Here is a 26,211-nt window from a genome sequence, read left to right on the forward strand (position 1 = left end):
GCAGTGCGTGCTCGGCGGCATGATGCTGTCGAAGGACGCCATCGCCGACGTGGTCGAGATCCTGCGCGCCAACGACTTCTACAAGCCCGCGCACTCGACCATCTTCGAGGCCGTGCTCGATCTGTACGGTCGCGGCGAGCCCGCCGACCTGATCACCGTCGCGGCGGTGCTGGAGGCCAAGGCCGAGCTGTCCCGGGTCGGCGGCGCGCCGTACCTGCACACGCTGATCGCGACGGTCCCCACCGCGGCCAACGCCTCCTACTACGCGCGCATCGTCAGCGAGCGCGCCGTGCTGCGCCGCCTCGTCGAGGCGGGCACGAAGATCGTGCAGCTCGGCTACGGCTCGGCCGCGGGCACCGGCCGCGACGTCGACGACGTCGTCGACCTCGCCCAGCAGGCCGTCTACGACGTCACCGAGCGCCGCGTCAGCGAGGACTTCGCCGTGCTCGCCGACATGATCCAGCCGACGCTGGACGAGATCGAGGCCGTGGGCGCCGCCGACGGCACCATGCGCGGGGTGCCCACCGGCTTCCAGGACCTCGACGGACTGCTCAGCGGGCTCCAGGCGGGCCAGCTCATCATCGTCGCCGGTCGACCGGGCCTCGGCAAGGCCCTGGCGCTGGACACGCCGCTGCCGACGCCCGCCGGTTGGACGACCATGGGCGAAGTCGGCCCTGGCGACTGGCTCATCGGCGCCGACGGCCGACCGACGCAGGTGTCGCACGCGTTCGACGTGATGCACGATCGCCCGTGTTACGAGGTCGAGTTCTCCGACGGTTCGACCATCGTTGCCGACGCCGACCATCTCTGGAAGACCACCACCCGGGCAAGCCGTCGGCAGCGAGCCGAGACCAAGGCGGCCCACCAGTGGCCGGAGGCTGCCCGAGCCCAGGCTGAGGCCGTGCTCCGCGAGGCGATGGCCCAGGACGACGTGCTCGTGACGCTCCGCGAGGCGGAGTCGTTCGCCGGTCCGGTCTTCCGGCACGTGCTGCAGGTCGTCGCCGCTGAGGTCGGTTCGAGCGCGAAGGTGATCCGGCAGTACGAGCGGAATGGCCAGCCCTGGAACCGGGCCTGGCCGGCGTATTCGCGACAGGCGCTGATGCAGGCACTGCGCCAGCGGGTCGACCGGCTGATGAACGCGGAGACGACAGCAGCCCCGGTCGAACCCGTCACGACGGAGCAGATCGCGGCCACGCTGCACCACCCCGCCGACGGCAGGCTCAACCATGCGGTGGAGAACACCGCCGCCCTGGCACTTCCGGAGCGAACGGACCTGCCTGTCCCGCCGTACACACTCGGCGCCTGGCTCGGCGACGGGCATTCGCTGGCCGCTCGGATCACGACCGCCGACCCGGAGATGGTCACCTATATCGAGGCTGACGGGTTCTCGATGATGCCGGAGTCCGGCCTGTACCTGTACTCGATCAAAGTGCCGGAGCTGCCTCCGCTCGCCGACCGTGTGTGCGTGGTCTGCGGCGAACAGTTCACTCCCCAGGCCGTCAGTGTCTACACCTGTGGTCGATCCTGCGGCGGCCGGTCGAAGGGGATGGTGCCGCCAGAGGACCGCGAGGGCTGCGCCACGTGCGGCAAGGTCACTCCCGCCACCGGCGGGGTGTCCCGGCGGTGTGCCGAGTGCCATGCCCGGTTCGGGTCGTTCCTCGGATATCTGCGGGCCGCCGGTGTCTACGGTGACAAGCACGTCCCCGCCGCTTATCTCCGTGCTTCCGAGCGCCAGCGGCGCGACTTGCTCGCCGGGCTGATGGACACCGACGGAACGGTCGCGCCCACCGGCAACCTCCAGCTCACGTCGACCAGCGCGAAACTGGCCGACACCATGCAGGAACTGGTTATCAGCCTGGGCTACCGCTGCACCGTCACGACCAGGCGGGTGAAGGGCCGGACCCCGGAGTCCTCCACGGCGTACACCCTGAACTTCTCCACCGCAGACGAGATCTTCCGCCTGGAACGCAAGAAGCTTGCGCACAAGGAGCGCTGCCGGACGAGGAACCTGACCCGGACCGGCATCCGGTACGTGGTCGCTGTGCGACCGGTCGCCAGTGTCCCCGTGCGATGTGTGACCGTCGACAACACCGACCACCTGTACCTGGCAGGCAGGTCGATGATCCCGACGCACAACAGCACCGCGTCGATGGACTTCGCCCGTAACGCAGCGATCCGGGCGAACGCGGCCAGCGCCATCTTCTCGCTGGAAATGTCGAAGACCGAGATCGTCATGCGCCTGCTGTCGGCCGAGGCCAAGGTGCCGCTGCACGTGCTGCGCTCGGGCAAGCTGTCCGACGACGACTGGACCAAGCTCGCCCGGTGCATGGGCGAGATCTCCGAGGCGCCGATCTTCGTCGACGACACCCCGAACATGAACCTGATGGAGATCCGGGCCAAGGCGCGCCGCCTCAAGCAGCGGCACAACCTGAAGCTGATCGTCGTCGACTACCTCCAGCTGATGAGCTCGCCGAAGAAGACCGAGAGCCGCCAGCAGGAGGTCTCCGAGCTGTCCCGTGGCCTCAAGCTGCTGGCCAAGGAGGTCGAGTGCCCGGTGATCGCGGTGAGCCAGCTGAACCGCGGCCCGGAGCAGCGCACCGACAAGCGGCCCCAGCTGTCCGACCTGCGTGAGTCCGGCTCGATCGAGCAGGACGCCGACATCGTGATCCTGCTGCACCGCGACGACTACTACGACAAGGAGTCGCCGCGCGCGGGTGAGGCCGACTTCATCGTGGCCAAGCACCGTAACGGCCCCACCGACACCATCACGGTCGCCGCGCAGCTGCACTTCTCCCGCTTCGTGGACATGGCCTTCGGCTGAGCCCGGCATGCGGCGCGGACAGTGGGACGTGCTCGGCGTCATCTCCGCCGGGGGTGTGCTCGGCGCGCTCGCCCGCTACGGGCTAGGGGTCGCGTTCCCGCAGCCGCCGGACGGGTTCCCGTGGACCGTCTTCGCGATCAACGTGCTCGGGTGCGGGCTCATCGGCGTGCTGATGGTGCTGGTCACGCACGTGTATCCGGGGCGGCGCCTGCTGCGGCCGTTCGTCGGCACCGGCGTGCTGGGCGGGTTCACCACCTTCTCGACGTATACCGTCGACATCGTGCGGCTGCTGCACGCCGGAGCTCCGGGCACGGCGCTGGCCTACCTGGCCGGCACGCTCGTGTCGGCCCTGCTCGCGGTGTACGGCGGGACGGTGCTGACGCGATGGGCGGTGCGGCGGTGAGCGCGTTGCGGCTGACGGTGGTCGTCGGCGAGGACGACCGGGTGGCCCATCGGCCGCTCTACACCGAGATCGTGCACCGGGCGCACCGGGCCGGGCTGGCGGGCGCGACGGTGCTGCGCGGCGTCGAGGGATACGGGCGGTCCGCGCGGATCCATACCGACCGGCTGCTGTCGCTCTCGGCGGAGCTGCCGATGTTCGTGGTCATCGTGGACGCGGCCGAGAAGGTGCGGGCGTTCCTGCCGGAGCTGGCCGAGCTCGGCGTCGACGGGCTGGTCACGGTGGAGCCGGTGGAGCTGGTCGACCTGGGGGACCTGCCGTGACGGTGCTGCTGGTGGCGCTGGGCGCGGCGGTGGGGGCGCCGCTGCGATACCTGGCCGACCGGGCGGTGCAGGCCCGCCATGACTCGGTCTTCCCCTGGGGGACGCTGGCGGTGAACGTGGTCGGCTCGTTCGTGCTCGGCGCGCTGGCCGGCGGCGCGGCGACCAGCGATCTCGCGGCCCTGCTCGGCACCGGCTTCTGCGGCGCCCTGACCACGTACTCCACCTTCGGCTACGAGACCCTCAAGCTCGCCGAGTCCGGCGCCAAGGGCTACGCCGTCCTCAACGCCGCCCTCAGCATCACCCTCGGCCTGCTCGCCGCAGCGGCCGGCTACGCCTTGCTGAGTTGATCAGGAAGCTGTGCCCCCGACACGCCGTCGACCCGTGCCATAAGTTCATGATCGACGGAGAAGAGCGGGGCGGCCCAGAGGGCGAGGGTGGCGGGGTAGAGGAGGTAGCCGAAGCGGGTGGCGGGCATCAGGATGATGGCTGCCAGCAGGCCGACGGCGCAGACGGCGGCCACCGTGGCGGCGGAGCGGGGCGGGTGGCGCAGCAGCCAGGCGGCGATGGCCAGGGCGGTGAGGCCGAGCAGGGCCAGGGCCACGGTGCGGCCCGCCGGGACGTGCTCGGCGAGCAGGCGTCCCAGCAGCGGTGACGCGGCCGGGCTGGTGACCAGGCCGTGGCCGGTGGGGAACCGGATCACGTTCTCGATGAACGCCGCCGGTTCGACCAGCAGCGGCGGCAGCATGGCCAGCACGGGCAGGCCCACCGCCCCGGCGGCGTAGCGGATGCCCCGGCGGCGGACCAGGGCGTACGCGGCGAGCACCACCACGACCGGCCAGGCGAGCAGCTTCATCGCGGCGGCGGCGCCGATGGCGGCTCCCGCCCAGCCGAACCGCCGCCGGGCCGCCAGCGCGAGTGCGAGCAGGCACAGGGCCAGCACCGGCAGATCGTCGCCGCCGGTCGCCAGGGTCAGCGCGCACAGCGGCAGCACGGTGGCCGCCTGGACGGCGCGCACCAGGAGGCTGTCCTGGACCTGCGTGCCGCCGGTGCCGGGGCGGCGGAGCAGGGCGGCCGCGGCGACCACGCAGGCCGCGGTGGCGAGGGCGAACCAGACCCGGGCGTCGGTCCAGGCCGCTGCGCCGAACAGCGCGCGCGGCAGGCCGAAGACCGCCATCCCCGGCTGGTACGGCGTGTAGCCGAGCAGCGGATCGGACAGCCCCGCGATGGCATCCCGCCCGAGGTAGGGCGTGCCGGTGTCGAGCAGGCGCCGGGCGGACGCCTCGACGACCAGCACCTCCTCCTGGGCCCGGTCGCCGGCTCCCCCGGCGCGCGCGGCGGCCTGGAGGAGCAGCGGCAGCAGCGTGACGACCAGCCAGGTCACCGCGGTGACGGCGGCGCGGGCGGTGGGGCCGGTGAGCTTGGGCGTGGCGGGCGCCCGGCTCGCGGCGTACCGGATGAGCAGCTGGACCACGACGGCGGCGCAGGCGGCGGCGTAGCCCCAGACCGCGACGGCGCCCCAGGCCCGGTGCGGCGCCAGCGTCGACCCGGCGCCGGTGAACCCGGCGAACAGCGCGCTCAGGGCGTACAGCCCGAGGTCGGCGGCCAGGCCGCCGGCGGCCCGGTCGATCCGGCGCCACAGGTCACGGGCGGGGCGGCCGGATGCGCTGGTCATGCCGTGGAGTCTGACACCCGCCCGGTGCCGGTGCCACGCCCGGGGTTGCGCCGCTTCTGCGGCAGCTGCACCACCGCGCCCGGCCGGTGCAGCGGCTCGGCCAACTGAGTGATCTTGCCGCTGTCGATCAGCTCCATCAGCGCGGGCAGCGGCATCGGCTTGGCGAACAGGTGGCCCTGCCCGGCGGTGCAGCCGAGCTTCCACAGCATCTGCCGCTGGCTCTCCCGCTCCACGCCCTCCGCGACGACCAGCAGGTCGAGGTGGTTGGCCAGCTCCACGGTGGAGCGCACGACGGCGGCGTCGCTGATGCTGTGCTCCATCTGCACCACGAACGAGCGGTCGATCTTCAGCTCGCGGGCCTGGATGCGGGCCAGCACCGACAGCGAGGAGTAGCCGGTGCCGAAGTCGTCCAGGGCCAGCTCGCAGCCGAGCTCGGTCAGCTCGGCCAGCACCTGGTCGACGACGTCCAGCGGGCTCAGGTTGTGCGACTCGGTCAGCTCCAGCATGAGCGCGTCGCCGGGCAGGCCGTGGTCGTCGAGGCGGGTGGCGACCAGGGCGGGCAGCCGCCGGTCGAGCAGGCTGCGCGGGGAGATGTTCACCGCGACCGGCCAGCGGCATCCGGCCGCCCGCCACCGGGCCGCCCCGGCGAGGGCCTGGTCGAGCACCGCGTCGGTGAACGCGGTCAGCAGGCCGGACCGCTCGATCGGCTCCAGGAAGCTGCGCGGCTCGACCCGGCCGCGGTCGGGGTGCTGCCAGCGGGCCAGCGCCTCGGCGCCGATGGTGGCGCCGCTGGCCATGTCGACGATCGGCTGGAACTCCAGCGTGAACTCGCGCTGGGCCACGGCGCGCGGCAGCATGCCGCCGACGACCAGACGGGTGCGGTCGGCGGTGTCGCGGTCGGGTGCGTACACCGCGACCATCCGCCCGGTGCGCTTGGCCTGGTACATCGCGATGTCGGCGCGGCGCAGCAGCTCTACGAAGCCGCCGGTGGACGGGGCGGTGGCGACACCGGCGCTCGCCGACACCACCATCGGCATGCCGTCGATCTCGACCGGCTCCTGGAGCACCTTGAGCAGCGCCTCCGCCCGGTGCTGGGCCAGTGCCGGGGTCGGCACCGAGCGGTACAGCACCGCGAACTCGTCACCGCCGAGGCGGGACACGAGCGCGTCCGTCCCGGCCGCTTCCTCCAGCCGCCGCGCCACGGTGACCAGCACCTGGTCGCCCGCGCCGTGCCCGAGGGCGTCGTTGATCTCCTTGAAGTGGTTGAGGTCCAGCACCAGCAGCGCGGTCACGCCGCGGCGGGCGCCGCGGGTGTCCAGGGCCAGCGTGACCTCGTCGCGCAGCAGCCGCCGGTTGGGCAGGCCGGTGAGCGGGTCGTGGGTCGCGTCGTGGGCGTACTTGTCGGCGAGCTGTTCGAGCTGCACGAACGAGGTGGCGTTGCGGACCGAGGTGCCCAGCGCGCCCGCGAACGCGCGCAGGGTGAGCTGCTCGCGCTCGGACAGCGAGACCGGGCGCTGGAAGCACAGGCGCAGCTCGCCGACCTTCTCGCTGTCGCCGTCGCCGCCCAGCGGCACGACCGCGGTGCGGGCCGGGTCCGGCGGCACGTGGGTGGGGGTGCCCTGGTACAGGATCTCGGCGTGGGTGCCGCTGACCAGCTGCTCCAGGCCGGGCAGGCGGATCTCCACCTCGACCGTGTCGGCGGAGAACAGCGTCGCCGCGTTGCGGACGGCCTTGCGCAGCACCTCGTCCAGCTGCACCGCGTTCAGCGCGTCGGTCGCCTCGGCGAGCTGCTGCCAGGCCTTGCGCTCGGCCCGCGCCCGCACCCGGCCGCGATGGGTGAGGTGAAGGCTGAGGACGATCACAGGAATGACGATGAGCAGCTGCGGTTCCTGCTTGAGCACGACCAGCGTCAGCACCGCCACCGCGAAGCGCACCAGCGCCGAGCCCCAGCGCAGGTCGGGGTCGGCCAGGAAGCGGTCGCGCAGGCTGGTCTGCGTGGCCAGCGCGATGACGGGCAGCGCGATGACGTCGTCGGCCACCTGCGCGGCCAGGTAGGCCAGCGCGAGCAGGCCGAGATGGTGCACCGGGTCCTGGGCCGCGCTCGGCGCGAGTGACAGCACCGCCGCGGCGATGCCGCAGATGACGGTCTCCTTGGCCACGGCGAAGACGAACCGCATCGGCGAGGCCATCCGGTTCACGGCCCTGGCGGCGGTGGAGCCCACGACGGCGGCCAGCACCGCCCAGGGCATCGGCAGCAGGGCGGCGGCGACCAGGAGCGCGGCGTCGGCCCAGTGCACGTTGTGGTGGTTGGACCGGATGCGCACCTGCACGTTGGTGAGGGTCGCCAGCATCACCAGCAGGGCCATGCCGCCGGCGCGCAGCGCCAGTTCGCTGCCCACGGGTCTGGTGAGGGCGAAGCCCAGGGAGGCGAGGACGATGACCGCCCCCAGAGACGCAACTAGACCGACTAGCAGTCTGAGCTGCCGATCGGTCTGCTGCGAGGTGTTCGTCTGGTCGGCCACGTGCTGACCTCTTCCGTCAGGAGACAGATGGTCGTGAGTGCCGACAGCCTAAGCGATTTTCAGTTCCACTCGTGACTGCGCATTTCCGTCTCCTCGGCTCGAGCTGTCTGCTTGCCAACCTCTGCTGGAGAGCGTAGTTTCTGCGCGGTTGCTTTCAACTAGTACGTTCATAATTCAAACAAGTATGGCGATTTATCACAGTTAGTGGTGAGTCGCTTACTCGTCGTGTTCACTGTCAGTGTTCGACGCCTTGGCAACTAGGCTCTAGTCGTGACAGAACTACCCACGTCCGGAACCTCACCTCAACTGACTCATGTGGACGCCAAAGGCGCCGCGCGGATGGTGGACGTCGCCGGCAAAGAGATCACGGTGCGTAGCGCGGTCGCGGCCGGGCGGGTGCGCACCACGGCGGCGGTGCTGGACCTGCTGGCGGGAGCGGGCGTGCCGAAGGGCGATGCGCTCGGCGTCGCCCGGCTGGCCGGGATCATGGCGGCGAAGCGCACTCCGGAACTCATACCGCTGTGCCATCCCATCGCCGTCCACGGTGTCACTGTCGACCTGTCCCTCGCGACAGACGGAGTCGAAATAACCGCGACGGTGCGTACGGCAGACCGTACCGGGGTCGAGATGGAAGCCCTGACCTGCGTCGCCACCGCCGGGCTGGCCCTCATCGACATGATCAAGGCGGTCGATCCGGCCGCCAGCATCGAGCAGGTCCGGGTGCTGCGCAAGGAGGGCGGCAAGACCGGCCTGTGGGTACGCGACGACACGCCTGAGCCTTCCCCCGCCACCGTCGTCCCAAACACCGGGACACCGCGCGCCCATGTCGTCGTCGCCTCCACCCGCGCCGCGACCGGCGTCTACGCCGACACCGGCGGTCCTCTCCTAGCTGACGGACTGCGTGCGATGGGCTGCGAGGTCACCGGCGTGACCGTCGTCCCCGACGGCGAACCGGTCCGGCAGGCGCTGCTGGCGGCGCTGGCCGACCGCCCCGACGCGATCGTCACCACCGGCGGCACCGGGATCAGCCCGACCGACCGCACCCCCGAGGTCACCCGCGCCCTGGTCGACTACGAGGTCACCGGGATCGCCGACGCCGTCCGCGCGGCCGGGGCCACCCCGCTGGCGGCGCTGTCGCGCGGGATCGCGGGCGTCGCCGGGCGCACCCTCGTCGTCAACCTCCCCGGCTCCACCGGGGGCATCCGCGACGGCCTGGCCGTGCTCGCCAAGGTGCTGCCACACGCGGTCGAGCAGCTGCGCGGCGCGGACCACGCGACGCAGCCCGGCCCGGCCGCAGGACTAGGGTCGAACCCATGACCGCATCGACGCCTCGCGACTGGGCCGCCGCCCGCCGCGACGTACACGGCGCAGGCTGGAAGGCCCAGCGCCCGGCCGTCACCGTGCCGCTGCTCGACGCCGACGGGCTGACCCTGGCCGCGTCCCTGGCGCCCGGCACCGACCTGCCCGCCTTCCCCACGTCCAGCATCGACGGCTTCGCGCTGCGCGGCCGCGGCCCGTGGCGGGTCGGCGGCCGGGTGCTGGCCGGCGGCGTGCCCGAGCCGCTCACCGGCGACGGCGCCGCCGTCGAGATCGCGACCGGGGCGATGGTGCCCGACGGGACCGAGGCGATCCTGCGCGTCGAGCACGCCACCCGCAGCGGCGACCTCGTCGACGGCACCCCCAAGAGCGAGCGCGAATGGCGCCTGCCCGGCGAGGAGGCCCGCGCGGGCGAGGTGCTGCTGCCCGCCGGGACGCCGGTCACCCCGGGCGTCATCGGCCTGGCCGCGTCGTGCGGCCACGACACCCTGCCGGTACGGCCCGCGCCGCGCGCCGCCGTGCTGGTCTTCGGCGACGAGCTGCTCACCGAGGGCCTGCCCGGTGACGGGCGGGTCCGCGACGCGCTCGGGCCGTCGATCCCGGCGTACCTGCGGCGGCTCGGCGCCCACTGCGGCCCCGCCGCCGGCCCGATCAAGGACACGCTGGCCGCCCACGTCGAGGCGCTGCGGGCGGCCTTGGACGACGGCGCCGACCTGATCTGCACCACCGGCGGCACCATGCACGGGCCCGTCGACCACCTGCACCCCGCCCTGGCCGAGCTCGGCGCGCAGTACGTCGTGAACACCGTCGCGGTGCGGCCCGGGTTCCCGATGCTGGTCGCGGCGCTGCGGCACGGGGACCGTACGCGGTTCGTGGCCGGACTGCCCGGCAACCCGCAGTCGGCCGTGGTCGCACTGGTGTCCCTGGTCATGCCGCTGCTCGCGGGCCTGACCGGCCGTCCCGAACCGGCGCTGCCGCAGGCGACCCTCGGCGAGGCCGTGCCCGGCCGGGGCGACTACACCCACCTTGCGCTGGTGCGCCTCGACCCGGTGGACGGGCTGGCCCGGCCGGTCCCGCACGTCGGCTCGGCGATGCTGCGCGGGCTGGCCGGGGCGCAGGGGTTCGCCGTGATCCCGCCCGGCACCAGCGGCCGCCCCGGCGACGCCGTCGACCTGGTGGCCATCCCGTGACCGGACGCATCGCCATCAGCACGGTCACGACCGCGCCGCTCGACGTCACCGCGCACGAGGCGGCCGTCGCCGACCCGCGCGCCGGGGCCGTGGTCAGCTTCGCCGGGGTGGTGCGCGACCACGACCACGCCCGGCCGGTGACCTCGCTGACCTACGAGGCGCACCCGACCGCCGAAGCGGTGCTGCGCGAGGTCGCCGAGGAACTGGCGGCCGACCCGGACGTCTACGCGATCGCGGTGTCCCACCGGTACGGCCCGCTGGCCGTCGGCGACGTCGCCCTGGCGGCGGCGGTCGCCACGGCGCACCGGGCGGCCGCCTTCACCGCCTGCGCCCGCCTGGTGGACCTGGTCAAGCAGCGCCTGCCGATGTGGAAGCACCAGCTCTTCGCCGACGGCACCGACGAATGGGTCAACTGCCCGTAGCCCCGCACGCCGCCGGCGGGGCGCCGCGCCCCGCCGGCGGCGCGCGGGGTTCGCGCACTTTCGGGGAAAGTGCGCGAATCATGGGCCGGATTCCAGCACTTTCCCCGAAACTGCAACCTCACCGACCGCCTGGCGGGCGGCGGGTGGCGGGTGGCGGAGGAAGTGAGAGCGCGCCCCACCCGTGGTCGGGTGGGGCGCGCTTCGTCGTGCGGGGCCGTCAGCGGGTGGTGGCGACGGCCTGCCGGGCCGGGGTCGGGACCGCCTGGCGCACCTGGGGGATGCGCACCGGGACGTGGCCGAACGCGGGCTCGGCGCCGGGCCGCGACGGCAGCGCCGCCACCAGCACGATCAGCGCGATCGCCAGCGAGTTCTCGGCCAGCATGCCGAACAGTCCGTCGGCGTAGTGCGAGACCCCGGGGAGCTGGTGCTCGTAGGGCCAGATCGGGGAGATGAGGAACAGCAGGTACAGCCCGATCGCGGCGGCCGCGTGGCGCGCACCGACCAGCCACGGGAACCAGATCGGCTCGCGCAGGCCCGGAGTGGACCGGGCGCGGGCGAGCAGGCCCCGGCTGGCGGCGCGGCGGCGCAGCGCCTGGTCGCCCAGCGCGATGATCGCCGGGACGACCCAGACCAGGTGGTGCGTCCACGAGATCGGGCTGATCACGTTGGCGGTGAGGCCGACCAGCGTGAACGCGGTCAGCTCGTCGCCCTCGGTGTGCGCGGCGGTGGCCCGGGACAGGCCGACCGCGAGCAGCACCAGCGTGAACGCGATCCACAGCAGGCTCGGGGCGTTCGTGGTGTCGTACAGGCGGGACAGCAGGCCGGCCAGGGACTGGTTCGGCGTCATGTCCGCGGCGCCGACCCGCTCGGTCTGCCAGATCACGCTGCCGAAGTACATGGTCGACTCATGCGGCACCACCAGGTACGCCGCCGCGGTCGCCGCGATCGTCGCGCCGGTCGCGGTCGCCGCCGCTCGCCACTGCCTGCTGACCAGGAAGTAGACGATGAACAGCGCCGGGGTCAGCTTGATCGCCGTGGCCAGGCCGATGCCCACGCCCGCCCAGCGCCAGCCGCGCCGCAGCGCCACCATGTCCGCCATGACCAGCGCGAACAGGATCAGGTTGACCTGGCCGAAGCCCAGCGTCTCCCGGGACGGCTCGATCGCGGCGAACAGCGGCAGGGCGATCGCCACGGTGAGCCAGCGCGACCAGCCGCACCGGTCGGCGACCGGGACCAGCAGCACGGTCAGCACCAGCCCCAGCGAGACCAGCCCGATGAGGATGTTGATCCAGCCGGCGACCGCGCTGCTGACGGCGGCCATGGGCAGCATCGTCAGCGCGGCGAACGGCGGGTACGTGAAACCGAGCGTGGTGTTCGGTGCGATGTAGTCGTACAGCTCGCCGCCGCCGGCCCACCACTCCACCGCACCGTGATAGATCTTCATATCGAAGAAGTCGTACCACCGTCCGAAGTTCTGCTCGGTCGCCCAGGAGGCGTAGCAGACGGCGGCGACTATGCCGACCCGGACGAGGGTCCAGCGATCCCATCGCAGGGGTCGCCGGTCACGGAGGTTGCGGTGGCGCTCGGTGAGGCGGGGCAGACTGCGCACGCCGAAAGACGGCATGGCGTCGCCACCTCCTTCAAGGTCCCGGGGTTCGGTGTCCCGTTCGTGTCTGCTCAGCAGCCTAGAACGGCGGGGCACTCCAGTACCTCCCGTGTTACCCGACCGTGTCCGATCCCACACGCCTTTGCGACATTTCCAGCGGGTTAACGCATGGTGCGAAGTTCGAGTGATTGGCGTCACACCAACCCTGCAACCAGCACAGACACGCCCTACACATGTCGCAACTACCCGGACCGGGGCGGGGAAACGCGCCTGAAGGTCTCAGTTTGAATGCAACTGCCCGACAGCCTTCCGCTGCGCCTTCCGGATCGACTTCTGTGCGTCGTGGACGGCCCGGTTCGCCCGCCAGCCCAGGCTCGGCGAACCGGCCGTGTCGGCGGCCGCGAGCAGCAGGCCGCCCAGCAGGCCGAGGTTCTTGGCGAACTGCACCAGCTCCTCGCGCCGCTGCTGGGAGTCCTTGGCCAGCCAGAACGGGTGGTTGACCACGGTGGCCGGGATCAGCGTCCCGGCCAGCAGCGCCGCGGCGGGCCGGGGCGCGGTGCCGGTGGCCAGCATCACACCGCCGATGAGCTGGGCCGCGCCGTTGACGCGGACCAGGGACTTCGCCTCCGACGGCAGGCGTGGATCGACGCGCTCCAGCAGCGGGGCGACCTGCTCCGCCAGGGGCGCGGCCTGTTCGGCGTACCGCTCGGGCCTCAGCAGTGCGTGCGCGCCGGCGACGGCGAAGATCCCGCCCAGCAGGGCGCGCGCGACCCCTCGTACTGGTCTCATACCGCAATTATCAGGGGCGTTTGCCCATGCAAAGGACGAAATCCAAACCAGCCAGTTCGCTGTCGAAGAAGTAGTGGTAGCGGTAGCCCTGCACGCCCTGGCACTCCTTGGTGTCGCTGGTCGCGTCGAAACGCGCCAGCACCTGTAGCGCCCCGGGCTCGCAGTCGGCCATCACCAGGTCCGGGTCCTCCTCCGTGCCGCGGTTGGCCACGCAGTCGCCGGGCTGGGCGAACCGCGCCGTGCGGGGCGCGGCCGACGGGGTCACGGTGGTCACCGGCAGCGGCTCGGCCGCGGTCTCGAACGGGTCGGGCAGCACCCGCAGCGCGACCAGCACCGCGACGAAGGCGACCACGCACACGCCGAGCAGGGCCAGCCCGATGACCGCCGGGCCGCGGCCGCCCATCCGGGGGCGCGGCGGCGGCTGCACGATCGGCAGCATCTCGGTGATGCGGTGCACCGCCGCGGTCGGGTCTTCTTCGGGCTCGTTGCCGGTGCGGCGGTGGGCCGGGGTGTGCCGGGAGCGCTGCGCAGGGTCGTCGTGGGTGTACAAAACCGAGCTCCGCGTGGGACGAGACAGGGGTGCCTGCCAAGGTACCGTGCCCGCCATGCCCCTCGATTCCACCGTCACGCTGATCTCCGCCGCCGTGGGTGCCGTCTGCGGGGCGCTGACGCCCCGGATCGCGTACCGGCTGGCGGTCGAGTGGGACGAACCGAAGCGCACCGGCTGCGGCGCCTGCGCGGGGCCCTTCCCGCCGGGCCGGGCGGGCTGGCTGACCACGGCCGCGCGCTGCCCGTCCTGCCGCGCCGCCACCGGGCCGAGTCCGTGGTGGACCGTGCCGGTCGGGGCCGTCGCCGCGGCCGGGCTCGGGGCGAGCCTGCACGGCTGGCTGCTGGCCGCGTCGCTCGTGCTGAGCGTGGCCGGGGTGCTGCTCGCGGCGATCGACCTGAGAGTCCACCGGCTGCCCGATCCCATCGTGGGGGCCACGGCGCTGGGAGTCCTGGCGCTGGTGACGGCCGGGGCGGTCAGCGGCCGCGACTGGTCGGCCCATCGCGGCGCGCTGCTCGGCGGGCTGGTGCTGCTGCTCGGATACGGGCTGGTCAGCGTGCTTACCAGCGGGGCGTGGGGCCTCGGCGACGCCAAGCTCTCCGGGGTCCTCGGCCTGGTCCTCGGCTGGTTCGGCTGGGGCATGGTCGTGACGGGGGTGGTCCTCGGCGTCGTGGTCAACGGTCTGACGGCGATCGTCTATCTGATCTTCCGCCGGATCGGGCGGCGGGATTCGCTGGCGATAGGCCCGGGTCTGCTGGTCGGCGCATGGGCCGCGATCGTGCTGCCGGTCGTCTTTCCGGTGATCTTCGGTTAACGATCAGCATCGATCACCGCTTCAGGTCGGCCGCTCGGTGCCGGAATCCGGCGCAGCGGCATTGTGGATCATGGGCCGTGCGTACCCGCGTCGAACCGGTCGTCCGGCGACCTGCCGACGGCGGATGAGACATGAGCCGGTCCCGCATTCGGGGCGGCCTGGTGGCGGCGGTCGCACGTTTTTCCGACCCGTGACGGCATATCCGAATTGCCATTAATCGCGCCAATAACCTGTTAACGCATAACTGCGATGGTCCGAGCGGGGTGCGACGGGCTGCCGGGGCCTACCGGCGGGTGGCGGCCAGGGCCTGCTCGCGGCTGTGCACGCCGAGCTTGTCGTACAGGCGGCTGACGTAGGTGCGGACCGTCGACTCGGCCAGCCGCATGCGCAGGGCGATGGCGGCGAGGCTCCCGCCGGCGTGCAGCTCGCGCAGGATCTCCTCCTCGCGCGGGCTCAGCTGCTGGGTCGAGTTGCGGCGGCGGGCCAGCACGGCGGCCAGGTCGGGGGCGGTGAACGACGCGGGCGCGACGGCGGCGTGCCGTACGGCCGCCATCAGCAGCTCGACCGGCCCGGTCCGCGGCAGGTACGCCGACAGCCCGGCCTGGAGGGAGCGCAGCAGCAGGTTGTCCTCGGCCGGGCCGGTCAGCACCACGCCGAGGCGGGGGCGGCTGTCGCGCAGCTCGGCGGCCAGCGGCAGCGCCCCGGGCACCGCGGCGTCGAGGGTGACCACGTTCGGCTCGTGCTGCCCGACGAGCGCCAGCAGCCGGGCCGGGTCCGCCGCCTGGCCGACCAGCTCGATCTCGGGATCGTCGGCGCACGCCGCCGCGTAGCCGAGCTGCACCATGGTCACCGGATCCACCGTCACCAGCTTGATCGACACAGACACCTCCGTTGTGACGCTGCGTTACTCCCTCCTACGTAGCGTCCGGGGCGTGTCCGGTGTCACTCCTGCGACGGTGATGTCATCCCTGCGGGGGCACGGTCCCAGCCGTTCGGGCCGGGCGGCCGGCCGATCAGAGCAGCCGCAGCTGCTGCTCGCGGGGCCGCTGCGGGCTCTGCTCGTTCAGCTGCTCCAGCAGCCCCGCGTCGATGGGCTGGAGGAACGGCGTCGGGCGGCAGTCGCGCTCGCTGCCGAACCGGGCCCGTCGCGCCGCGTGGCTGACGTACAGCCGCCGCTGCGCCCGGGTCAGGCCCACGAAGAACAGGCGCCGCTCCTCGGCGATCTCCGCCTCGGTCGGCGAGTTGCCCGGCATCCGCAGCGGGAGCAGGCCGTCCTCGCACCCGGCCAGGAACACCACCGGGAACTCCAGGCCCTTGGCCGCGTGCAGGGTCAGCAGGGTCACCGCCTCGGCCCGCGGGTCCAGCGCGTCCACCTCGGCGCCGGTCGTCACGTCGGCCAGGAACTTCTGCAGGTCGGCCCCGCACCGCTGGGCCAGTGGCATCAGCAGGTCGACCGCCGACCACACCTCGTCCGGTTCCGGGGTGGCCCGGCCGAGCGCGGGGCGCTCGATCAGCACCTTCGCGGTCAGCGTCAGCCGGGCCGCGACGGAGCCGTTCAGGCCGGTGGCCAGCCGCATCTCGGTGACCAGGGCGTTCACCCCGGCGCGGTCGCGCAGCCGGTCGTGCGAGCGCTTCTGCACCGGCACGCCGGCCCGGGACAGGGCGTCGACGATCGCGGCGGCCTGCGCGTCGGTGCGGTACAGCACCGCGATGTCGTTGAACGACACCGTCGTCCCGGTCACGCCCCGGGTGTCCGCGCGGGTCCGGTGCGACACCCCGCCGACCAGCTCGTCGACCTTGCGCGCGATGAACGCCGCCTCGTCGGACGGGCTGCCCGCGGCGAACCGGCCGATCAGCGGGGCGTCGGGGTCGACCCGGGCCGGGTCGAGGCGGCGGCCGGGCACCAGCGACGACGGGGCGATCGCCTGCACCGCTGCGGCCAGGATCGGCGCGGCCGAGCGGTAGTTGCGGGTCAGCCGCACCACCCGGGCGTCGGTGAAGTCACGGGAGAACTGGAGGAAGAACGAGACGTCCGCGCCCCGGAACGAGTAGATCGCCTGGTCGGGGTCGCCGATGGCGCACAGGTTGCCGTCGCCGGGCACCAGCAGGCGCAGCAGCGCGTACTGGTCGGGGTCGACGTCCTGGTACTCGTCGACGAAGACCCACGGCCAGCGGGCGCGCAGCTTGTCGACCAGCGACGGCTGCGCCCGCAGCAGCGTGACCAGCCGCGGCATCAACTCGTCGAGCATGATGCCGTCGGGGCAGCCGGGCTCGTCGACGACGGTGAGATTCGGCTCCTGCTCGCGCAGCACCGACAGGGCCAGCGCGTGGAACGTCGACACGGTCACGTCGTCGGCGACCGGCCCGAGCAGCGAGGTCAGCCGGTGGCGCAGCTCGTCGGCGGCCCGGCGGGTGAACGTGATCGCCAGGCACTCCTCCGGGTACACGTTCATCTCGGCGCACAGGTATGCCAGCCGGTGCGTCAGCGTGCGGGTCTTGCCGGTGCCGGGACCGGCCACGATCAGCAGCGGCCCACCCGGCGCGGACGCGGCGACGCGCTGCATCGCGTCCAGCCGGTCCAGCAGGCCGGTGCCGACCTCCTCCATCCCCGCGAGCATCGGCTCGAACGGCTCGTGCGGCGACGCCTCCGGCGCCAGCGGCGGCGCGCTGACCGGCTTGCGCGGCGAGGCGCGCCGCACCACCGGCTTGGCCGGGGTGGGCGCCTTCGGCTTGCGCGGGGCGGGCACCGGCACGGCGGGCAGGTCGAACAGCGTGTCGGCGGTGCTGTGCGGGCGCAGCTCGTCCGGCTCGAACAGGCGGATCACGCCGTACTCGCCGTCGTAGCCGGGGACGCGGTGCACGGCGCCGGTCCGCAGCCGGCGCACCGACTCGCCCAGCAGCTCGCCGCCGACCGCCGCGATCTCGGCCACGGGCACCTCGGTCAGGATCGACAGCTCCGAGCCCAGGGCCGCGACCAGTGCGTTCACCCTGCCCTCGACGGTACGGGTCTTCGGCCCGACCCCCTCGATCTCCCCGACGATCTCGGGCAGCTGCACCAGGTGCGTCACGGGCTTGGCGTGCGCCGGGGCGAGCCCTTCGGCCCGGTCGGCCAGCGCCTCGACCCGGGCGAGCACGCCGATGGTCAGCGGCCGCTCGCACACCGGGCACAGGCCGCCGGTCTCGCGCGACTGCGCCGGGGTCCAGTTGACCCCGCAGTCGCGGTGCCCATCCCCGTGGTATTTGCCCTCTTCCGGGAAGAACTCGATGGTTCCGGCCATCCCCGGGCCCCCGGCCAGCGCGTTCTTGACCGCGTAGTAGTCCAGGGGGCAGTCGAACCGGGTCGCCTCGCGGGCCAGGGCCTGCGGCGAGTGGGCGTCGGAATTGGACACCAGCGTGTATGCGTCCAGGCTGGACACCCGGTGGTTCATCGCCGGGTCGCTGGACAGGCCGGTCTCCACCGCCGTGATGTGCCCGGCCAGATCGGCGTAGCAGTCGGCGATCGCGTCGAAGCCCGACTTCGAGCCCAGCGCCGAGAACCAGGGCGTCCAGATGTGCGCGGGCACCAGGTAGGCGTCCGGGCTGGCCTCCAGCGTGATCTCCAGCAGGTCGCGCGAGTCCAGGCCGAGGATCGGGCGGCCGTCGCTGGCCAGGTTGCCCACCCGGCCCAGGCGCTCGCGGAACCGCTGCGCCGCATCGAGATCGGGCAGGTAGATGAGGTGATGCACCTTTCGGGTGCGGTCGCCCCGCTTGTAGATGGTGGAGATCTCGACACTGAGCATGAACCGGGCGGGATCGCCCGAAGCCAGGCGCGGAGGCAGTTTCTGGGCCACGTCCCGCTCGGTCTCGGGGCTCAACCGGTACAGCCCCGGCTCGGCTTCGCGCAGATGGGTGCGCAGATGCTCGAACCAGGCCGGGTGGGTGACGTCGCCGGTGCCCAGCAGCGCGATGCCCTTGCGCCGGGCCCACCAGGCGAGCACGGGCAGCTCAAGGTCCTTGCTGCACGCGCGCGAGTACCGCGAGTGGATATGCAGATCAGCAGTCCAGACGGGGGGCACACGGAATCCTGACACGCTTGCTGCCCCCGTCCACACCCGCCACGCACATCCGTGACAGTTCTAACGGAAAACCCCGACAATTCAGGGGGCGCGCAGCTCCACCAGGGTGACGTCCGGCGGGGCGCCGACCCGGACCGGCGGGCCCCAGTAGCCGGCGCCGTTGGTGACGTACACCTTCGTGCCGTCGACGTCGCCGAGGCCGGAGATCACCGGCTGCTGCAGGGCCGCGATCAGGTTGAACGGCACCAGCTGGCCGCCGTGCGTGTGCCCGGACAGCTGGAGGTCGACGCCGTGCCTCGACGCCTCGTGGGCCTGCACGGGCTGGTGGGCCAGCAGGACGACCGGTCGGCTGGTGTCGCGGCCGTCCAGCGTACGGGCGAAATCCGGTCCCTTGCCCGGTCCGTCGCTCGCGCCGCTGACATCGTTGACCCCGGCCAGGTCCAGGCCGTGGATGGCCAGCCGCTCGTTGCGCAGCGCCCGCAGTCCGAGCCGTTCCACCTCGGCGACCCACTCCTCGGCGCCGGAGAAGTACTCGTGGTTGCCGGTGACGAAGTAGGCGCCGTTGCGCGAGCGCAGGTCACGCAGGGGCGCGGCCTCGTCGGCCAGCTCGGCGACGCTGCCGTCGACCAGGTCGCCGACGATCGCGACGATGTCGGCGTCCATGCCGTTGAGGGCGTTCACGATGCGGCGGGTGTGCTCGACGCCGGTCAGCGGGCCGAGGTGGATGTCGCTGGCCAGCGCGATCCGGTAGCCGTCCATGCTGCGCGGCAGCTTGGCCAGCGGGATCTGGATCCGCTTGACCACCGGCCCGGACAGGGCAGTCTTCGCCCCGTACGCCGTGATCCCGGTCGCGGTGAGCCCCGCGAAGATCGCCGCCCCCCGCGCGATGAACAACCGCCTGCTCTCGGCCTCCGCCGCCACCGCGCTCGCACCCACACCGCCGCCGCCGCCGTCGCCGTCGCGGTCGCTCGATCGTCCAACTTGCCCGGCAATCGGGGCAATGACCGGCTTGCTTTCGCCCGACTGCCCGGCAACTTCGCTGACCTTGGTCAGGCCGACGGACTCGGCGACGATCGTGGTCTCGGCGACGATCGTGGTCTCGGTGGCGGACGGGGTCGCGGTGGCGGACGGGGTCGCGGTGCGGCGGCGCAGGGACCGGTTGGCGAGGGCGCGCGGGAGTTCCAGGATCAGCAGGACCAGGAGCAGGTAGAACAGGACGGCGAGCCAGAGGTAGCCGGCCAGGGGGACGAACGTGCTCGCCTTGGCGCCGATCGCGCGGGGCAGGATGAACGCGCCCAGCAGCAGGGCGACCAGGGCGAACAGGATCGCCGTGCCGATCTTGCGGGCCCGGCCGGGCCGGGTCGTGTCGCGCACCATCCGCTTCCACAGGTACCAGTGGATCGGGCCGACGACGAGCAGCACGATGCTGAAGAAGACCAGCGCCTGGAGCACGGTGTTCCTTCGGGTTCGGGGGTCAGCCGCCGGCGAACGGCGGGAGGACGTCCACTGTCGCACCGGTGGGGATCGGCGCGCGACGGTCGTGCCACGCTAGCCCGTCAACCAGGAAGCTGGCTGAAAGCAGCACCCGGGCGAGAGCATCGCCACGGTTCGCGCCCAGCTCCTTGACCAGCTGGCCGAGGTCGAGCCCGGCCGGGTACGACTCCTCCAACACCCCGGCCGCGGCCCGGGCTCCGGCGAAGTAGCGCACTGTGATCACGTCATCCTCCGATGGCGGACATGGGGCGGGCGGGCTGAAGGAAGTCGGGGTTGTCGATACCGTGACCGGGCAGTTTGCCCCACATCGCGTCGCGCCAGCGCTGCGCGACCTCCTCGTCCCCGGCTCCGCCGCGCAGCAGCCCGCGCAGGTCGGTCTCGCCGCGGGCGAACAGGCAGTTGCGCACCTGGCCGTCGGCGGTTAGCCGGGTGCGGTCGCAGTCGCCGCAGAACGGCCTGGTCACCGAGGCGATCACACCGACCTTCGCCGGGCCGCCGTCGACCAGCCAGGTCTCGGCCGGTGCCCCCGCACGCTCGGCCGGATCGGGCGACAGGTCGAACTCCGTGTGCAGCGAGGCGAGGATCTCCTCGGCGGTCACCATGTCCGTACGGCTCCAGCCGTGCTGCGCGTCCAGCGGCATCTGCTCGATGAAGCGCAGCTCGTACCCCTGCTTGAGCGCGAAGCGCAGCAGCGCCGGGGCCTCGTCGTCGTTGACGCCGCGCAGCAGCACGGTGTTCAGCTTGACCGGGGTCAGCCCGGCCTCGGCCGCCGCGGCCAGGCCCGCGATGACGTCGTCGAAGCGGCGGCGGTGCGCGATCGCGGCGAAGCGGTCGGGGTCGAGGGTGTCCAGCGAGACGTTGACCCGGTCTAGCCCGGCGTCGCGCAGCGGCGCGGCCAGCCGGGCCAGGCCGATGGCGTTCGTGGTGACCGACAGGTGCGGCCGGGGGCGCAGCGCGGCCGCCGCGGCCACGATGCCGACCAGGCCGGGGCGCAGCAGCGGCTCGCCGCCGGTGAAGCGGACCTCGGTGACACCGAGCCGGGTCACCGCGATCTCGATCAGCCGCCCGACCTCGGCATCGGTGAGCACCTCGGCGTTGGGCAGCCAGGGCAGCCCTTCCGGGGGCATACAGTACGAACAGCGCAGATTGCAGCGATCGGTCAGCGAGACCCGCAGATCGACAGCACGGCGCCCGAATCGGTCGACGAGGCCGGATCGGTTGGAGGTCACTTCACGACGGTAGCGCGCGTAACCGGAATGCGTGCGCACCGGTCTACCTGGCAAGATGCGCGGTCGTGCTGCTGACCCTCTCCACGACGCACCGCCCGGCCACGGACCTGGGCTACCTGCTGGTCAAACACCCCGAGCGGGTGCACACCTTCGATCTGAGCACCGGCACCGCGACCGTGCTCTACCCGCAGGCCGACGAGCAGCGCTGCACCATGGCGCTGCTGCTGGAGGTCGACCCGCGCCGGCTTGTGGACGGCAAGGCCGAGGGACAGCTCAACCAGTACGTCAACGACCGCCCGTACGCCGCATCCAGCCTGCTGGCAGCCGCGCTCAACCGGGTCTTCCGCACCGCCGCCCGCGGCGTGTCCAAGGACCGGCCGGAGCTGGCCGCCACCGCGATTCCGCTGGAGGTGCGGGTGCCGGTGTTGCGGGCCAAGGGCGGTCTCGCGCTGGCAGAACGCCTGTTCACCCCGCTGGGCTGGACTCTGGCCGGTTCGGCGCTGCCGCTGGACGAGGCCCGTCCCGAGTGGGGCGACAGCCGCTACCTCGACCTGACCCTGTCGGGGCAGGTACGCCTCGCCGACGCACTCAACCACCTGTACGTGCTGCTGCCCGTGCTCGACGACGCCAAGCACTACTGGGTCGCGCCCGATGAGATCGAGAAGCTGCTGCGCGCGGGCGAGGGCTGGCTGTCCGCGCACCCCGAGCGGCCGCTGATCATCCGGCGCTACCTGGCGCACAGCCGTGCCCTGGCCGAGCGCGCCGACGAGCAGCTGGCGCCGCTGGCGGAGGCGGCCGCCGACGACTCGGTCGCCGAGCACGCGGCCGAGAAGCCCAAGCCCCTGAACCTGGTGCGCCGTGCCGCGGTGCTCGCCGCGCTGGCCGAGACCGGCGCCGCCCGCGTGCTCGACCTGGGGTGCGGCGGCGGGGCACTGCTCGGCGACCTGATGAAGGACCAGCGCTACACCGAGATCGTCGGCGCGGACGTGTCGCCCCGGGCGCTGGAGCTGGCCGAGCGGCGGCTGCGCCTGCACCGGCTGCCCGACCGGCAGCGGGCCCGGATCAGCCTGGTCCAGTCGGCGCTCACCTACGTCGACGAGCGGCTGCGCGGGTACGACGCGGCCGTGCTGATGGAGGTCATCGAGCACCTGGACCTGCCCCGGCTGCCCGCCCTGTGCGCGGCGGTCTTCGGCGACGCCCGGCCCGGAGCGGTCATCGTGACCACCCCGAACGTCGAGTACAACGTCCGCTACGAGCACCTGCCCGAGGGCGAGCACCGCCACGACGACCACCGCTTCGAGTGGACCCGGGCAGAGTTCGCGCGCTGGTGCGACGAGGTCGCCGCCGAGTACGGCTACACCGTGGCCCTGCGCGGCGTCGGCGACCCCGATCCGGAGGTCGGCACCCCGACCCAGCTCGCCCTGTTCACCAAGGCCACGACCGCGACGGAGGCGGCGGCATGACGATCCTCGACCTTCCCGACCTGGCCCTGGTGGCGCTGGTCGGCATCTCCGGCTCGGGCAAGTCCACCTTCGCCCGGCGGCACTTCGTGCCCTCGCAGGTGCTGTCCAGCGACACGTTCCGGGCCATGGTCCGCGACGACGAGAACGACCAGTCCGCGACCGGCGACGCCTTCGACGTGCTGCACTACGTGGCGGCCAAGCGGCTGCGCGCCGGGCGGCTGACCGTCGTCGACGCCACCAACGTGCAGCCGCACGCCCGCGCCGCGGTGGTCGCCACCGCCCGCGCGCACGACGTGCTGCCCGTCGCCATCGTGCTGGACACCCCGGAGCCGCTGTGCTGGGAGCGGACCCAGGCCCGGCCCGACCGGGCGTTCGGGCGCGAGGTGCTGCGCCGCCAGCACCGCGACCTCCAGCGCTCGCTCAAGCACCTGGCCCGTGAGGGCTTCCGCAAGGTGTACGTCGTGCGCGACCCCGACACCGTCGAACTGCGCTACGAGCGGCTGTTCAACGACCGCACCGACCTGACCGGCCCGTTCGACATCGTCGGCGACGTGCACGGCTGCCGCGTCGAGCTGGAGTCGCTGCTGCTCGCGCTGGGCTGGGACCTGGTCCGTGACGGCGACGGCAGGGCCGTGGACGCGAGCCACCCGCTGGGGCGTACGGCGGTGTTCGTCGGCGACCTGGTCGACCGCGGCCCGGACACCCCCGGCGTGCTGCGCCTGGCCATGAACATGATCGCGGGTGGCCGTGCCCTGTGCGTGGCGGGCAACCACGAGAACAAGCTGCTGCGCCACCTGCGCGGCCGCCAGGTGCAGCTGACGCACGGGCTGCCCGAATCGATCGCGCAGCTCGCCGCCGACCCCGTCGACGGGCTCGACCGGTTCCTCGACGGGCTGGTCAGCCACTACGTGCTCGACGGCGGGAAGCTGGTCGTGGCGCACGCCGGGCTCAAGGAGGAGTACCACGGGCGCACCTCCGGCCGGGTCCGCGCCTTCGCCATGTACGGCGACACCACCGGCGAGACCGACGAGTACGGCCTGCCCGTGCGCTACCCGTGGGCGCAGGAGTACCGCGGCCGCGCCATGGTCGTCTACGGCCACACCCCGACCGTCACCCCGGAATGGGTCAACAACACCATCTGCCTGGACACCGGCGCCGTGTTCGGCGCCCGCCTCACCGCGCTGCGCTACCCGGAGCGCGAGCTGGTGTCGGTCGAGGCCGCAGCCGAGCACTACGCGCCCGCCCGGCCGCTGCGCGCCCCCGTTCCCGACCGGGCGCCGGGACAGCTGCGGCTGTCCGAGGTCACCGGTCGGCGGCACGTGCAGACGCCGTATGGCACCGTCACCGTGCCCGCCGAGCACTCTGCCGCCGCACTGGAGGTGATGAGCCGGTTCGCCGTCGACCCGCGCTGGCTGCGGTGGCTGCCGCCGACGATGGCGCCTGCCTCGACCTCGGCGCAGGACGGCTACCTGGAGCACCCGGTCGAGGCACTGGCCGACCTGCGCGCCGCCGGCGTCGACCGGGTGGTGTGCGAAGAGAAGCACATGGGCTCCCGGGCGGTGGTGCTGGTCTGCCGCGACGCGGCCGCGGCGGCCAAGCGGTTCGTCGACGACGGCAGCACCGGGGTGGTCTACACGCGTACCGGGCGGCTGTTCTTCGAGCCTGAGCGCACCGAGCAGCTGCTGGAGCGGGTCCGCGCCGCCGTGACCTCGGCCGGGCTGTGGGAGGAGCTGGAGACCGACTGGCTGCTGCTCGACTGCGAGCTGCTGCCCTGGTCGGCCAAGGCGCGCACCCTGATCGACCAGTACGCCGCCGTGGGCACCGCGGGCCGGACCGTGCTGCCCGCCGCCCTGGCCGTGCTCGACGCCGCCGCGGGGCGGGGGCTGGACGTGACCGCGCTGCGCGACCGCCTCGGCGCCGGGCTGCGCGACGTCCAGGCGTTCACCGACGCCTACCGCCGCTACGCCCCAGCCGACGCCGAGGTGACCCTCGCGCCGTTCGCGGTGCTGGCTGCGCAGGGCCGCACGTTCGCCGACCGGGACCACGGCTGGCACCTGGAGCTCGCCGACCGCCTCGTCGCGGCCGACCCGGCCGGGTTCACGCCGACGCGGCGGCTGGTGCTCGATCTGTCCGAACCGGACGCCGCCGAGCGGGCCACCGCCTGGTGGCTGGAGCTGACCGGGGCGGGCGGCGAGGGCATGGTGGTGAAGCCGTACGCCGGGCTCGGCGTGCGCGACGCCAAGGGTCGGCTGGTGCAGCCGGGCGTGAAGTGCCGGGGCCGGGAGTACCTGCGGATCATCTATGGGCCGTCGTACACCGAGCCGGAGCAGCTCGCCGGGCTGCGGGACCGGCGGCTGGGCCGCAAGCGGTCGCTGGCGCTGCGCGAGCACGGCCTCGGCCTGGCCGCGCTCGCCGAGGCGGCGGCCGACGGGCCGCTGTGGCGCGTGCACGAGCTGGTATTCGCCATTCTGGCCAGCGAGTCCGAGCCGGTGGACCCGAGGCTCTAGCGGGGGCTCTTTCCATTCGGAAAGTGCCCCCTGGGCTGGGCGGGGCGCGTGGAGATCGATGTTTCTGGTCGGAAGGTGCGTGCTGAGCGCAGGTTCCGACCGCAGACATCGATCACCCCCGCCCGGCCAGCCCCAGGCAGGCGGTGGTCGTCTCGCGTACGCCGGGGGCGAAGGCGGCGCCGAACAGGGCCGTGTGCAGCAGGTACATCGAGAGCTGGTGCAGCGGGACGCGCTCGCGCCAGCCCTCGGCCGGCGTCCACGCCTCGGCGTACGCGGCGAGGATGCGGTCCAGGTGCGGTGCGCCGCCCCACAGGCCGAGGTAGGCCAGGTCGGTCTCCCGGTGGCCGCCGTGCGCGGCCGGGTCGACCAGCCAGCAGCGGCCGTCGGTGTCCCACAGCAGGTTGCCGGTCCACAGGTCGCCGTGGATGCGGGCGGGCGGTTCGTCGCCGCCGACGCGGTCCAGGCCCGCGATCACCCGTTCGACCCGGGCGGTGTCGGCGGGCTCCAGCGCGCCCCGGTCGACCGACAGCTTCAGGTACGCCGCGAGCCGCCGCTGGCCGTACCACTCGTGCCATACGCCGCTGACCTGCGTGTTGTCCATCGGGGCCGAGCCGTGGAAGCCGGGCCACGGCGCCCCGAACGCCTCGGCCCCGGCCCGGTGCAGCGCGGCCAGCCCGCGGCCGAACTCCTCCGCGCCGCGCGCGGTCGGTGACCCGTGCTCGACCCAGGCCATGCCCAGCAGGTCCGGTGTCTGCACCAGCACCTCCGGCACCGGCACCGCACCCGGCTCGGCCAGCCAGCGCAGGCCGTGGGCCTCGGCGGCGAAGAAGCCGTCCGGCGCCGCACCGCCGCTCTCGGGCCACGACTTGGCGAACACGGATTCGCCGTCGTCGAAGGTCAGCCGGGAGGTGTGGCAGATCGAGCCGCCGTCGACGGGGGTCTCCCGGATGCGCTGGTGGTGCAGGAACGTCGGCAGCAGGTGCGGGTTTGCCCGCAGGTAGGCCAGATCCATGCGTCGATTGTCCGCACCCGCCACCCGG

The 26,211-nt window shown here is 72.9% G+C and carries 22 protein-coding genes; 10 read left to right on the forward strand and 12 right to left on the reverse strand.

The window, feature by feature from the left end:
• Window positions 1-22 precede the first annotated feature (22 nt).
• Genes dnaB through crcB form a run of 4 tightly spaced genes read left to right on the forward strand, consistent with a single transcriptional unit; the run spans window position 23 to window position 3,891 of the window.
• A complete protein-coding gene (dnaB, locus tag Cs7R123_RS20095) occupies window positions 23-2,821 on the forward strand; it encodes a replicative DNA helicase (RefSeq protein WP_244872033.1) in 2,799 nt (932 codons plus the stop codon).
• 7 nt (window positions 2,822-2,828) lie between these two features.
• Complete coding sequence (locus Cs7R123_RS20100) at window positions 2,829-3,224, forward strand: CrcB family protein (RefSeq protein ID WP_212828578.1); 396 nt, start codon at window positions 2,829-2,831, stop codon at window positions 3,222-3,224.
• Window positions 3,221-3,544 (forward strand): DUF190 domain-containing protein, encoded by a 324-nt coding sequence (locus Cs7R123_RS20105; protein WP_212828580.1) that lies wholly within the window; start codon window positions 3,221-3,223, stop codon window positions 3,542-3,544. The genes Cs7R123_RS20100 and Cs7R123_RS20105 overlap by 4 nt, the downstream gene beginning before the upstream one ends.
• The gene (crcB, locus tag Cs7R123_RS20110) at window positions 3,541-3,891 is read left to right on the forward strand and encodes a fluoride efflux transporter CrcB (RefSeq protein ID WP_212828582.1); all 351 of its coding nucleotides are present in this window, start codon (window positions 3,541-3,543) and stop codon (window positions 3,889-3,891) included. The genes Cs7R123_RS20105 and crcB overlap by 4 nt, the downstream gene beginning before the upstream one ends.
• Here crcB and Cs7R123_RS20115 read toward each other — a convergent pair.
• Both Cs7R123_RS20115 and Cs7R123_RS20120 read right to left on the reverse strand, forming a co-directional pair.
• Window positions 3,873-5,216, reverse strand: coding sequence for a glycosyltransferase 87 family protein (locus tag Cs7R123_RS20115; RefSeq protein ID WP_212828584.1), 1,344 nt, complete (start codon window positions 5,214-5,216; stop codon window positions 3,873-3,875). The genes crcB and Cs7R123_RS20115 overlap by 19 nt on opposite strands.
• Window positions 5,213-7,738 (reverse strand): bifunctional diguanylate cyclase/phosphodiesterase, encoded by a 2,526-nt coding sequence (locus Cs7R123_RS20120; RefSeq protein WP_212828587.1) that lies wholly within the window; start codon window positions 7,736-7,738, stop codon window positions 5,213-5,215. Before Cs7R123_RS20120 ends, Cs7R123_RS20115 begins: the two co-directional genes overlap by 4 nt.
• A gap of 306 nt (window positions 7,739-8,044) precedes the next feature.
• Here Cs7R123_RS20120 and moaCB point away from each other — a divergent pair, with 306 nt between their 5' ends.
• From moaCB to Cs7R123_RS20135, 3 genes are read left to right on the forward strand one after another with little or no spacing between them, the layout of a single operon-like run.
• Window positions 8,045-9,055, forward strand: coding sequence for a bifunctional molybdenum cofactor biosynthesis protein MoaC/MoaB (moaCB, locus tag Cs7R123_RS20125; RefSeq protein WP_280517317.1), 1,011 nt, complete (start codon window positions 8,045-8,047; stop codon window positions 9,053-9,055).
• On the forward strand, window positions 9,052-10,245 hold the full coding sequence (locus Cs7R123_RS20130; RefSeq protein WP_212828591.1) for a molybdopterin molybdotransferase MoeA: 1,194 nt from the start codon (window positions 9,052-9,054) through the stop codon (window positions 10,243-10,245). The genes moaCB and Cs7R123_RS20130 overlap by 4 nt, the downstream gene beginning before the upstream one ends.
• Window positions 10,242-10,667, forward strand: a complete 426-nt coding sequence (locus Cs7R123_RS20135; RefSeq protein WP_212828593.1) for a molybdenum cofactor biosynthesis protein MoaE — start codon at window positions 10,242-10,244, stop codon at window positions 10,665-10,667. Before Cs7R123_RS20130 ends, Cs7R123_RS20135 begins: the two co-directional genes overlap by 4 nt.
• A gap of 217 nt (window positions 10,668-10,884) precedes the next feature.
• On the opposite strand, the gene Cs7R123_RS20140 is transcribed toward Cs7R123_RS20135, so the two are convergent.
• The 3 genes from Cs7R123_RS20140 to Cs7R123_RS20150 form a co-directional block, all read right to left on the reverse strand.
• Entirely contained in the window at window positions 10,885-12,291 is a 1,407-nt protein-coding gene (locus tag Cs7R123_RS20140) for a glycosyltransferase 87 family protein (protein ID WP_212828595.1), read from the reverse strand.
• Window positions 12,292-12,552: 261 nt separating this feature from the next.
• The gene (locus Cs7R123_RS20145; protein WP_212828597.1) at window positions 12,553-13,062 is read right to left on the reverse strand and encodes a DoxX family membrane protein; all 510 of its coding nucleotides are present in this window, start codon (window positions 13,060-13,062) and stop codon (window positions 12,553-12,555) included.
• A 10-nt stretch (window positions 13,063-13,072) separates the two neighbouring features.
• Entirely contained in the window at window positions 13,073-13,612 is a 540-nt protein-coding gene (locus Cs7R123_RS20150; protein ID WP_212828599.1) for a hypothetical protein, read from the reverse strand.
• A 55-nt stretch (window positions 13,613-13,667) separates the two neighbouring features.
• Here Cs7R123_RS20150 and Cs7R123_RS20155 point away from each other — a divergent pair, with 55 nt between their 5' ends.
• Window positions 13,668-14,423, forward strand: coding sequence for a prepilin peptidase (locus tag Cs7R123_RS20155; protein WP_212828601.1), 756 nt, complete (start codon window positions 13,668-13,670; stop codon window positions 14,421-14,423).
• Here the strand turns inward: Cs7R123_RS20155 and Cs7R123_RS41120 are convergent.
• The 6 genes from Cs7R123_RS41120 to moaA form a co-directional block, all read right to left on the reverse strand.
• Window positions 14,420-14,485 carry a hypothetical protein gene (locus Cs7R123_RS41120; protein WP_374707006.1) on the reverse strand — a complete coding sequence of 22 codons (66 nt, stop codon included), beginning with the start codon at window positions 14,483-14,485 and terminating at the stop codon, window positions 14,420-14,422. The genes Cs7R123_RS20155 and Cs7R123_RS41120 overlap by 4 nt on opposite strands.
• A 221-nt stretch (window positions 14,486-14,706) precedes the next feature.
• Complete coding sequence (locus Cs7R123_RS20160; protein ID WP_212828603.1) at window positions 14,707-15,303, reverse strand: response regulator transcription factor; 597 nt, start codon at window positions 15,301-15,303, stop codon at window positions 14,707-14,709.
• A gap of 133 nt (window positions 15,304-15,436) precedes the next feature.
• Window positions 15,437-18,478 (reverse strand): UvrD-helicase domain-containing protein, encoded by a 3,042-nt coding sequence (locus tag Cs7R123_RS20165; protein ID WP_244871931.1) that lies wholly within the window; start codon window positions 18,476-18,478, stop codon window positions 15,437-15,439.
• 81 nt (window positions 18,479-18,559) lie between these two features.
• Window positions 18,560-19,930 carry a metallophosphoesterase gene (locus tag Cs7R123_RS20170; protein ID WP_244871932.1) on the reverse strand — a complete coding sequence of 457 codons (1,371 nt, stop codon included), beginning with the start codon at window positions 19,928-19,930 and terminating at the stop codon, window positions 18,560-18,562.
• 22 nt (window positions 19,931-19,952) lie between these two features.
• Window positions 19,953-20,195: a MoaD/ThiS family protein gene (locus Cs7R123_RS20175; RefSeq protein WP_212828607.1), complete on the reverse strand. Its 243-nt coding sequence runs from the start codon at window positions 20,193-20,195 to the stop codon at window positions 19,953-19,955.
• A 1-nt stretch (window position 20,196) separates the two neighbouring features.
• Window positions 20,197-21,201: a GTP 3',8-cyclase MoaA gene (gene moaA / locus Cs7R123_RS20180; protein ID WP_212828609.1), complete on the reverse strand. Its 1,005-nt coding sequence runs from the start codon at window positions 21,199-21,201 to the stop codon at window positions 20,197-20,199.
• Between the two features lie 65 nt (window positions 21,202-21,266).
• Here moaA and Cs7R123_RS20185 point away from each other — a divergent pair, with 65 nt between their 5' ends.
• Window positions 21,267-22,664: a 3' terminal RNA ribose 2'-O-methyltransferase Hen1 gene (locus Cs7R123_RS20185; RefSeq protein WP_212828611.1), complete on the forward strand. Its 1,398-nt coding sequence runs from the start codon at window positions 21,267-21,269 to the stop codon at window positions 22,662-22,664.
• Window positions 22,661-25,171 carry a polynucleotide kinase-phosphatase gene (locus Cs7R123_RS20190; protein WP_212828619.1) on the forward strand — a complete coding sequence of 837 codons (2,511 nt, stop codon included), beginning with the start codon at window positions 22,661-22,663 and terminating at the stop codon, window positions 25,169-25,171. The genes Cs7R123_RS20185 and Cs7R123_RS20190 overlap by 4 nt, the downstream gene beginning before the upstream one ends.
• 112 nt (window positions 25,172-25,283) lie before the next feature.
• On the opposite strand, the gene Cs7R123_RS20195 is transcribed toward Cs7R123_RS20190, so the two are convergent.
• A complete protein-coding gene (locus tag Cs7R123_RS20195) occupies window positions 25,284-26,183 on the reverse strand; it encodes a fructosamine kinase family protein (protein ID WP_212828621.1) in 900 nt (299 codons plus the stop codon).
• Between the last annotated feature and the right edge of the window lie 28 nt (window positions 26,184-26,211).

Origin of the sequence: Catellatospora sp. TT07R-123, assembly GCF_018327705.1 — a bacterium.
GTDB lineage: Bacteria > Actinomycetota > Actinomycetes > Mycobacteriales > Micromonosporaceae > Catellatospora.